Raw genomic sequence first — 11,598 nt, 5'->3', positions numbered from 1 at the left:
AGAAGCGGCCCGGGGATACACAGTGAACATAATTTGAAGGAGTGGTAACGACGCACAAATTATTGTGAATCGTGTAGTTCGGGGCGTAAGACTTTGCGCAGCAAAGTCCACAGCCTTCGAACGGAAGTATTTATAAAGGTAAAAGCGAACGTAAGAAAAAGTCCACAGCATCCGAACAGGAAGTTGCTGATAGATATGCTACTATTGTGGAGCAGCGTCAGATGACTAAATTTGATGAATTAAGTCAGTTAGCACGGCGTTTTGGTATAGATGAAGACACTTTTACTAAAGCGTATAATAGTGAGGAGACCTTTAAGGCCTTGATGGAGGACATAACTTGGCGGGTTAATTTGGGGATTTACTCACTACCATCTTATTTAATTGAATATAAAAATAAGCAGATAATCGTAAGTGGTGTTTTTTCTTATGAAGAGTTTTTACCCTATATTGAAACACTGACAGAAGGTATAGTACAGCCAAAAGCTGTACCCTTTTCAAAGGAACAATTGCAAGCCATATTACAAAAGCATCCTCATAGTCATTATTATGAATTAAACGCTGCCTTTGATTTAGACTCTATAGAGCCTTTAGATGATGTATTACAGTCTTGGGCGAGGGAAGGTTTTATTACTAAGGATAGTATAAAAGATAGTTATTTTATTAGACTTAGACAGTAAATTCCTTGACTTAGAGCCAACTCTAAGGTGTATAGTGTTATGTATACTAATGATATAAACTTCAATTTATAAAACGTTCTTTAATGAAAGGAATATATGGTGAAACAATTAGTTACAGATTCTATACAACTTCGCAGTGGATTAAGTCTTAAAAACCGCTTAGCCATTGCACCGATGACAACACGAATGAGTTATTATGATGGCACTGTTACGGGTGATGAAATTAATTATTATGGCAGCCGCACTGGTGATGTAGGCTTATTTATTACAGGAGTCGCTTATATTAAACCTAATGGCATTGGCTGGACCGGTGAGCTTGGCATTCATGATGATAGCTGTATTCCAGGACTTAGCAAGTTGGCGGCGCGTATTAAAGAAAATGGTACACGTGCTATTTTGCAGATGTTTCATGCTGGTCGCATGACAGATTCTAAGACCACAGGGGGTCTTCCTATCGTAGGACCTAGCGCTGTACCAGGTATTAGACCGGGTCAAGAAACACCACAAGCCTTGTCTAATGAAGAGATTGAGGAGATTATAAATGATTTCAAAGCGGCTACAGTGAGAGCGATTAAAGCTGGTTTTGATGGTATTGAAATCCATGGGGCCAATCAGTTCTTGTTACACCAATTTTTCTCACCTCATGCTAATCAACGAACGGATAAATGGGGCGGCTCTATTGAAAAACGATATACATTTATTGAAACTGTTGTAGATGAAGTTTTGGCGACGGTAAAAGAGAGTGGTGTCAAAGAGTTTGCAGTAGGGTATCGTTTTTCTCCGCGAGAAGAGAGTACACCTGGTTTCAATTTAAAAGAAACCCTCTGGTTAGTGGATAAATTAGCTGATAAAGAGTTAGATTATCTTCACGTATCTATGACACATTATGATGGTAAAACAAATATTCCAGGGTACGAAGAAAAAACTATGCTACAGTATATTCATGAAACTATTAATGGCCGTTTGCCATTAATTTCTGTAGGACATATTCATACTGAAGAGGATGTGACAGAAGCGTTAGAAGATTCTGAAATGGCAGCCGTTGCATCAGCTATTTTATTAGATCCTAAATGGGCATGGAAAATTTTAAATGGCAAAGCAGATACAATTCGTCATACTATGAATGCGGTTGATAGAGATAGTCTGCAAATTTCCAATGGTGCGTTTGAGTTTTTAGCTTGGATTAATCCAGATAAAGTAACTTTATAATGCATGGGATTCATTTGATTTTAGGTCAAGAAATAAGACCTCAAGTCATTAGAACTGCATTGATTAAAATAGAATGTACCAGTACTGTTTAAGTTCGAACGTATTCATATATAGAGTCAGTTAAAAACAGATAAAATAAAAAGAAATAGATAAAAAGAGATAGATAAAAAGAGATAGATAAAATAAAAAGATGCAATATATAGCTGTATTGTCTCATGGGTTGAGTTAACCGGTAAGATTAGGATGCTATATATTACATCTTTTTTGTATGAAATTTTATCTTATATTTTTTATGCTCTGAAATTTGAGATAAGACTACCAACCTCGACCAGCGCCACCGCCGCCGCCAGATCCGCCACCGAAGCCACCGCCGCCGCGACCGCCAAAACCACCACCGCCACCGCGACCACCGCCTCGGCCAAAGGAAATGTGAGCGAGTATAAATCTTGTAAGAGCACCACCAAAGAAGAAAAAGTCAGCTATGAGGAAGAGGAGTAGACCGCCACCAATATACATAACTTGCTCATCAGATAATTCATCAGAAGATGTATTTTGACTAGGGACGGTAGCAGATATATTCTCCTTGGATTTTATTTCTGGGTAAATCAGCGTAGTCGTTTGCCATACTGTATTTACAATACCCTCACCATAGTGACCATTTTTGAAGCTGGGAATTGCATACGTATCTAAGAGTTGACCTATTTTAGCATCATTTAATATGCCTTCCAGACCATATCCTACAGTCAAATACATTTGCTTATCATTCATAGCAACAACTAATACATAGCCATTGTCAGCATCCTTATGTCCTACGCCCCAGCCACGCAATACAGCTAGCGCATAGTCAGCAGGAGCAGCTCCTTCAAAAGAAGGAACCACTACAACAGCTAATTGGCCTTTACCAGAGCGATTTAACTCAGTGCCAATGGCATTAATAGTATTTATCTCCTGAGAGTTTAATACCTTAGCTTGATCCACTACATATTGGCCATTTTGAGGCTTTGCTGGAATGGCAGCTAATACGACTTGAGTGCTAAGCAAGAGTAGTAGGAGTAAAGGGACTAGGCGCGTTATTATATGATAGAGCTTATATGGTGTTACTCTGTGAAATGTATTAGTCATTATTTGCTCCTAATATATGCCTAAAAAATTATGTAATTAAGTTATTTAACTGGTGTAATTAAAGTTGTTTAAGATGTGATTAAAGATATCAAAGAGTAAACTAAAATTACGCAAGACAGTGCAATTAAAAATTCTTAATTAGGGTAATTAAAGTCCTGTACATAAGTAATCCAAGTTAGTTAATTAAAAGGATACAGTGGGGGCTGTTTGTGCGTTCTCATCTGCTTGGAAATATGCTTTTTGATCAAAGCCAAACATGCCAGCATAAATGGAAGTTGGGAAGGTACGCACCTTTGCGTTGTAAGCACGGACTGTTTCGTTGTAGTCCTTACGAGCCACCGCAATACGATTTTCAGTACCTGCTAATTCATCTTGGAGGGCACGGAAGTTTTGGTCTGCTTTTAAATCAGGATAATTTTCTGTAATCATTAATAAACGACTTAGGGCATTGGATAATTCGCCATCGGCTTTGGATAAGTCTTCTACTGATTTAGCACCACCTAATTTAGCGCGTGCATCAGATACGGCTTTGATAGCATCTTGTTCATGCGCGGCATAGCCTTTGACTGTATTGACTAGATTAGGAATTAAGTCACTGCGTCGCTGTAATTGTGTTTGCACTTGAGCCAATTGATTATTGGTGGTTTCATCCATTTGAACTAGTCCGTTATAACCACTCACAAGCCAGACTGCTAGAGCAGCCACAACTGCTAGGACGATTAACCAAGTTTTTTTCATAATATACCTCCTAAGGATATAGACACATGGGAATATAAAATACACAAATAAAAATATAAAAATATAAACTTACTCATATGTATTATACTATATAGAGGTAATTCTATGTAACTATTCCGTGGCACTATGGTATAAAAAAATATAGCCTAGCGAAACATTGCTAGGCTATTAGTATTTGTCCGTAAAATAAAAATGGTGCGGGAGAAGGGACTTGAACCCCCACGCCCGAAGGCGCCAGATCCTAAGTCTGGTGCGTCTGCCAATTCCGCCACTCCCGCAACAACATAATTATAATATCATATGGTGTTGAAAGCGTCAATAGAAAAATAAGATAAAATTTTAAAATTCATGAATTAGAGGAGGGACATGGGATTTTAATTGTTGCCTTACATGGATTATGTTAGAATTCTAGTAAGCTTACGTGATTTAATTAGTCTAAAAAAGAAAGGCGGAGTTTTGTGGATACAGCAAATTTGCTTTTAGGGGCAAAAGTACATAAAAAAATCAATATAGGGATAACCTTTTTTTGGGGCGAATCGTATCAACATATTTGGTCTAATGGGGCGGGCCAGAATATGTTCTTTTTAAAGCGTTGTTTGGAGCAAATTGAATTTGTCAATGAAGTCTATTTTGTGTATTGGGGCAATCAGCTGGTGAATTTGCCTGAACAATTTAGAGAATTTGATGTAACGTATTATGAAATGAATGAGGTATTAGATCACACGGATGTATTAATTGAAGGGACATTGGCCATTGAACCACATATTGAACAAGCCTTTAGATCCCATAATACTAAAATTGTTTCCTATCGTATGGGCAATGATTTTATTATGGATATGGAGAAGTTTGTTCATGCACAAACCAGTGGTAGGGCCTTTAATGGCACGCGCTATGATGCGGTTTGGATAACGCCTCATTTAATGAAGACTAATAAACCCTATGTTGAAATTATTACAGGGGCACCTGTTTTTGAAGTGCCACATTTATGGGATCCTCTTTTTATTGATAAGAAGGTAGAGGAATTAGGTCTTAAAGAGGTATTTGGCTATAAACCAATAGACCCAGTGAAGCGTCGTATTGCTGTTATGGAGCCTAATATTTCTGTATTAAAAAATTGCATGACGCCCGTTTTAATTGCTGAGGAAACTCATCGGCGTAATAAACATGTATTAGAACATGTGTATTTGTGCGGTACTATTGATAAAAAAGACGTACATGTTTTCTTTAACTTCATAGGATTCACTGAGCTGGTTCGGCAAAATATAATGACTGTTGAAGCACGCTTTATGACACCAGAATTTTTAGGAAAATATGCTGACATTGTATTGGCTTTTCAGTGGGAATGTGGATTAAATTACCTGTATTATGAAGCTCTTTATGGGAATTATCCATTAGTTCATAATTCTGAATATTTGCATCAACAGAATATAGGGTATTATTATGATCAATTTGATGCTTATGATGGAGCAGATGCTTTATTGCATGCAATTCACGGTTATGACAAGGAGCTGTCATATCAGGAAGTACATAATCGCAAATTTTTAGCATCCTTATCTCCACATGCACTTCAAAATGTGGTGAGACATAAAATGTTGTTACAGGAATTGCTAAATTAGATAGATAAATATTTTTTATGAGTTTTACCGATTTATATGTAATGCATACTAAATAGTTTTTGAAGATAAGAATTTTATCAATCAATTAGTACCATTTTCATATGAAAAAGATAAGAAAAAATGAATAAGGCTGTGTCGTTTATTCATGAATAAGATGTTCATGATAAAGTCATAGCCTTATTTTTATGAGAAAAAATGAAAAAACTTTAAATTTTAGCCTAAAAGTGTCGCAAAAAAAAGATTTAATGTATAAAAATGCAATATATACATTATTTGTTCTATGGACCAAAGATGAAAAAAGTATAAGTGATTGATTGTATATGATTAGTTTTTGTGATATGATTTAACATGTGATTTTATGATTAAAACTATATTTATTAATGTTACTCATAGGTTGAGAAGCTATAGAAAAACATGATTTATAAGATTAATAGTTTAGGTATAAGAATATTTAATGGCTCATGAAATACGTGATAAGTTATTGAAATCCTAAATAGGATGAGGTTCATTACTACTTTTTTCTACTAAAAGGACCATGGGGACGAATCATCTAGGCATGAGTAGAGACTAGTCATGAAGGGATAGAAAAAGAAGTTCTAGGGGAGTAATCAGCGCTAATACCTGACAATATAAGTATAGTTGAGTTAAGTGTTTAGATTTGAAGAGTATATTAGAAGTGTCATGCCTTAAATGCGGAAGAAAGGATAGGTTAAGCTTGAACAAAATTTATAAGATTATTTGGAGTAGAACTAAAAACTGTTATGTTGTAGCGTCTGAATTAGCTAAAGGACATACAAAAGCGAAATCTTCGTCAATTGTACGCAAGGTTAGTTTGAGTATGGCTGTAGCTACCATGTTAGCCAGTACATATGGAGCGCCTGGGGTGTTGGCGGTAGAGTCTACAAAAACCTTTGTAACAGGGATGAATAATGATCAAAGCTCTAATATATATGGATATTTTGTAGGGACTGGTAGTGAAACTACCAATGGCTTGGCTCTTGGTGGTGGTTATGGAACTGCGCATGTATATGGTAATGCCAATGCCGTTGCTTTAGGGGCTGCTACTTGGGCCTATGGTAAATCTTCCGTTGCTATTGGTGGTGGCCGGGCGGGCCTCATTGACTCTTTAAATGGTGCAGAGCCAACAGCGGAAGCGCTGAGAAAGCCTAGCTACGGTGTGGGACAAGTAGCTATTGGTTGGACCTTTACCCAAGGGGAGGCGGCTGTTGCTATTGGTGGCGATCGATCTCGAGCGTTTGGGAAACAAACCGTTGCCATTGCTAATGGTGAGGCACGAGCCGATAATGCAACGGCTCTTAATGGCGCTATTGCTTCTGGAGCAAACTCATTTGCTAGTGGAGGTGGTAATGCGAGTAAAACTGATACAATTGCAATGGGGCTTAGCACTGTAGCATCAGCTAATAATGCGTTAGCATTTGGTCGTGGGGCACAAGCAACTACAGCTAATAGTGTGGCTTTAGGTAATGGTGCTACAACAGCTAGTACAGTAGGTACTGCTTCTTATAAAATAGGTAGTAAGACGGTGAATTTTGCTGGTAGCAAACCAACCGGCACAGTGAGTGTGGGGGCACCTAATAATGAGCGTACTATTACGAATGTGGCAGCTGGTCGTATTTCACAGACTTCTACCGATGCGATTAATGGCTCCCAGTTATACCAAGCTTTGCAAAATGTAAGCGCTAGTGGCGGTTCCACTGATCCAATGACCTTTGCAGGCGATAAAGGCACTAATATTACGCGTAATTTAGGGGATACTCTTAACATAAAAGGGAATGCGCCAAGAACTGCTACGCTTGTGGAAGGTAATATTGGAGTTGAATCTAATGGTACCGATACATTGACAGTAAAACTTAATAAGGACATAAATTTAGGAAATACTGGTAGTGTGGCTATTGGCAATACAACCATAAATAATAATGGCTTTACCAATGGTAGTACGAGTATGTCTAGTACTGGCGTTACCACTCCAAGCCTTACTATTCCAAAGAATGGAGGCCAACGAGGTATTTATTTAAATGATACGGGCCTTAATATGGATGGCAAACCTATTACGAATGTAGCAAATGGTACGAGGAGTAATTCGGCAGCTACTGTAGGATAATTGCCAAAGGTAGAAGCGGGGATTAATACTACAGTTACAAGTACGGCAAGTACAGCCACTGCGCCTATTACATATACTGTAAAGGCAGTTAATACAGCCGTAACAGCTGGATCGGCATTAGCTGTTACATCAACGGCTAATGCAACTACCAGTACTACTACATATAATGTAGATTTGACGACTGATGCTAAAAACGCCTTAGCTAATGCAAGTAAAGAAGAGTCGGTAGTAGCTAAAGCAGGGGAAAGAAATATTATTGTTAATCCTCAGAGTACACCTAATGCCACTGGTGGTAAGCAATTTGAAGTGTCATTAAATTCAAGCTTAGATTTAGGTCCTACGGGTAGCCTAAAAACTGGTAATACAACCATAAATGATAGTGGATTCTCTAACGGGAGAACAACGATTGCTGGCGAAAAAATTTTCACAGAGGAGATTAGTATACCAAAAGAAGATGGCTCTTATAAACGAATCATTTTAAATAAAACGGGCCTTAATATGGATGGCAAACCTATTACGAATGTAGCAAATGGTACAGGTAGTAATTGGGCAGCTACCGTAGGACAATTGCCAAAGGTAGAAGCGGGGCTTAATACAACTGTAACAAGTACGGCAAGTACAGCCACTGCTCCTGTTACATATACTGTAAATGTAGTTAATACAGTCGTAACAGCTGGATCGGCATTGGCTGTTACATCAACGGCTAATGCAGCTACCAGTACTACTACATATAATGTAGATTTGACGACTGATGCTAAAAATGCCTTAGCTAGTGCGAGTAAAGAAGAGTCGGTAGTAGCTAAAGCAGGGGAAAGAAATATTATTGTTAATCCTCAGAGCACAGTAAATGCTACTGGTGGCAAGCAATTTGAAGTATCCTTAAATTCAAGTATAGATTTAGGCCCTACGGGTAGTGTGAAAACTGGTAATACAACAATTAACAATAGTGGTTTTACTAATGGGACTACGACTATTAATGATAAGGGCATATCTACGAATCAAGTTAGTATTCCAAAAGCAGATGGCTCTTATAATCGAATCATTTTAAATAATACAGGTCTAAATATGGATAGTACACCGATTACTCACGTCAAAGATGGTGTAAGTAATGGTGATGCTGTTAATATGGGACAGCTAAAAGCAGCTAAGTCTCAGGTAATAGCCGGGGTTAATACAACGGTATCGACTGTCGCTAGTACGGCCACAGCACCTACAACGTATGTAGTAAATGCTGATAAAGCTACAGTGGCAGCGGGCTCAAATAGTCAGTATATTAAAGTAGATAGCACCGCCTCCACGGCAGCGAATCGAACTACAGCATATACAGTGGATTTAAGTGATACGGCTAAAACAGCACTTAATAATGCGGGCAAAGTAGAGAGTCCTATTACATTTGCTGGAGATATGGGGAACTCTGTAAATCGTAAATTAGGCGAGACCCTTAACATTAAAGGCAATGCTACGTCTGCAGGCTCATTGACTGATGGTAATATTGGGGTTGTGGCTGATGGCAATAACACGCTAAATGTAAAATTAAATAAGGATATTGATCTGGGGAAAGGCGGTAGTGTTACTACTGGTGCTGTTTCAATGAATAATTCTGGCGTTAGAGCTGGATATACTACCATTGATGGTTGGGGTGTGAAAGCAACTAGTATCAAAATACCAACCACAGCAGGTGGCGATACTATTAAGTTATCTATTGATAATACAGGAATCAATATGGGTGATACGCCAATCACTAATTTGAAACAAGGAACTAGTTCGAATCATGCGGCTACAGTGGGTCAACTTCCTAATGTGGTTTCAGGCCTTAATACAACTGTGACAAGCACGGCAAGCACAGCAACTACTCCTGTTAGATATACTGTAAATGCAGCTAATACAGATGTAACAGCTGGGGCAGCATTAGCTGTAACATCTACGGTTAATGCAGCTACTAGCACTACTACATATAATGTAGACTTGTCTACTGATACGAAGAGTGCCTTAGCTAATGCAAGTAAAGAAGAGTCGGTAGTAGCTAAAGCCGGGGAGACAAATATTATTGTTAATCCTCAGAGCACAGCAAATGCTACTGGTGGCAAGCAATTTGAAGTATCTTTAAATTCACAATTAGATTTAGGCAAAGATGGCAGTGTTACCATGGGGGATACCAGTGGGAGCACTGTTGTAAATGCATCGGGTCTTACCGTGGGAGATACATCAGTAACTACTAGCGGTGTAACTGTGGGTGATGCTAAATTTGCGAATCAGACGGTATCAACTGATAAAAACAATAATCAAACTGGTACCTATGTGACGGGGCTTAGCAATACAACTTGGAATGTAGAAGCGCCAGAGTATGTATCAGGTCGAGCGGCTACAGAAGATCAGTTAAAGGCTGTTTCAGATAAAATTGGTAATCAAGTAGCAGCTAAGAGTGATTACCGCTTGATTGCTAATCCAAACTCTAAGGATGGAAGTTATGCTGTTACTGACGGTAAGGTAACATTACAAGTCCAAAATGCAGCAGCTCTAGAGGAAGCAGCTAAAGACGTAGTCATTACTGATGTGGCATCAGCTAAAACTGTTGGTGAATTAGGGAATACAGTTAACCAATTAGGTGATACTGTAACAAATCTTGGCGATACGGTCACTAATTTAGGGAATAATGTAACTAATTTGGGGAATACAGTCAATAATTTAGGCGAAAAAGTAGATAATCTTGATGACCGTGCTGTAAAATACGATACTAAAGCAGATCCAACAGATCCGAGCAAAACTGTAGTTGATTACAACACAGTGACACTTAGTGGGGATCAAGGAACGCAGATTAAAAACTTAGCTAGTGGTGGCGATAAAAATGAAGATGGCTCCTATAAAACTGATGCCGCTGGTAAACAAATATATACTGAAGCATCTTATACAAATGCTGCTAATATTGGCGATGTAGTTACTATTGCTGATACTAAAGTAGAGGCTGCTAAAACAGAATTAACTAAAAAAGGGCTTTCCTTCACAGCTGACGATAAAGGCGCTGTAAAACGTGAATTAGGTCAAACTCTTGGTATTGTTGGTAAAGGTGGTGTGGTAACCTCAACTGATAGTGCGAATGGCAATATTGAAGTTGGTTTAAGTAACAACTTAAGTATTGGCTCTAAAAATGGTGTTGATGGTGAAGGCAACACAGTTGAAGGCCAAGATGGTTCTATTGTAGTTAATGGCAAAGATGGTTCTTCCATTGCTCTTGATGGTGCTACTGGATCTGTCACTGCTACGGGACAAGATGGTACATCAGCTGTAGTTGATGGCGATACAGGGACTATTTCTGCTAATGGTAAGGACGGGTCTAGCATATCTATTAATGGTGAAGATGGTTCTATTACTATTACTGGAAATCCAACAGGTGAAGGTAATACTCCAGCGCCAACAGTGACAATTACAACTGGTGATGTAGTAAATACCATTGATGGCACACCAGCGACTCGTTTAGATGTAGATGGTCACAATGTGGCGACTATGGATGATGGTCAAAAATATGCTGGCGATAATGGACAAACAGAAGTCACTAAAGTAATTAAGAAGAAACTAAATGAACAATTAGATATCATCGGCGGCGCAGATCGCACTAAATTAACAGATAATAACATTGGCGTTAATAATGTAGATGGTAAACTAAAAGTTCAATTAGCTAAAAATATCGACCTTGGCAAAGACGGCTCTGTAACAACTGGCGACACTGTAATTAACAATGGTGGTTTAACTATTAATAATGGTCCATCTGTAACTAATACAGGCATCAACGCTGGTGATAAACAAATCACTAATGTAGCAAGTGGTGGCGATAGGAATGATGATGGTTCCTATAAAAAAGATGAAAATGGAAGCCAAATATACTCTGATGCTGTAAATAACAATGGTGCTAACATTGGCGACGTAAAGAATATCACTAACAATGCAAGCGAAGAAGTAATCAAAAAGGGCTTAGATTTCTCTGCTGATTCTGGTGAAAAAGTACATCGTGACCTTGATCAGACCTTAAAAATCGAAGGTGATGGTAAGAACATTGCTACAGTCGCGAATAATGGTGAAGGCAAGATTACGGTAGGTTTAACTAATGACCTTAGTATTG

General features: G+C 38.4%; 7 protein-coding genes and 1 tRNA gene. 5 read left to right on the top strand and 3 right to left on the bottom strand.

Annotated features, from left to right (window positions below):
* The first annotated feature begins 221 nt into the window (after positions 1-221).
* Both Q0376_RS04530 and Q0376_RS04525 read left to right on the top strand, forming a co-directional pair.
* Positions 222-677, top strand: coding sequence for a hypothetical protein (locus tag Q0376_RS04530; RefSeq protein WP_298704596.1), 456 nt, complete (start codon positions 222-224; stop codon positions 675-677).
* A gap of 99 nt (positions 678-776) precedes the next feature.
* A complete protein-coding gene (locus tag Q0376_RS04525) occupies positions 777-1,886 on the top strand; it encodes an NADH-dependent flavin oxidoreductase (RefSeq protein WP_298704593.1) in 1,110 nt (369 codons plus the stop codon).
* Between the two features lie 315 nt (positions 1,887-2,201).
* Here the strand turns inward: Q0376_RS04525 and Q0376_RS04520 are convergent, their stop codons facing one another.
* From Q0376_RS04520 to Q0376_RS04510, 3 genes are all read right to left on the bottom strand, one after another.
* Positions 2,202-3,008, bottom strand: a complete 807-nt coding sequence (locus Q0376_RS04520) for a YgcG family protein (protein WP_298704590.1) — start codon at positions 3,006-3,008, stop codon at positions 2,202-2,204.
* Positions 3,009-3,191: 183 nt separating this feature from the next.
* A complete protein-coding gene (locus tag Q0376_RS04515) occupies positions 3,192-3,746 on the bottom strand; it encodes a LemA family protein (RefSeq protein ID WP_298704585.1) in 555 nt (184 codons plus the stop codon).
* Between the two features lie 193 nt (positions 3,747-3,939).
* Positions 3,940-4,024, bottom strand: a tRNA-Leu gene (locus tag Q0376_RS04510).
* Between the two features lie 180 nt (positions 4,025-4,204).
* Here Q0376_RS04510 and Q0376_RS04505 point away from each other — a divergent pair.
* The 3 genes from Q0376_RS04505 to Q0376_RS04495 form a co-directional block, all read left to right on the top strand.
* Positions 4,205-5,362 (top strand): DUF2827 family protein, encoded by a 1,158-nt coding sequence (locus Q0376_RS04505; RefSeq protein WP_298704582.1) that lies wholly within the window; start codon positions 4,205-4,207, stop codon positions 5,360-5,362.
* Between the two features lie 715 nt (positions 5,363-6,077).
* Positions 6,078-7,484: an ESPR-type extended signal peptide-containing protein gene (locus Q0376_RS04500; RefSeq protein ID WP_298704579.1), complete on the top strand. Its 1,407-nt coding sequence runs from the start codon at positions 6,078-6,080 to the stop codon at positions 7,482-7,484.
* Positions 7,485-11,598: S-layer family protein (locus Q0376_RS04495; RefSeq protein ID WP_298704576.1), on the top strand; the 4,114-nt coding region annotated here is incomplete at its 3' end.

It is taken from the genome of uncultured Veillonella sp. (genome assembly GCF_937981445.1).
In the GTDB taxonomy this organism is placed as follows: Bacteria; Bacillota; Negativicutes; order Veillonellales; family Veillonellaceae; genus Veillonella_A.
This window is presented reverse-complemented; position numbering and strand designations above follow the sequence as displayed.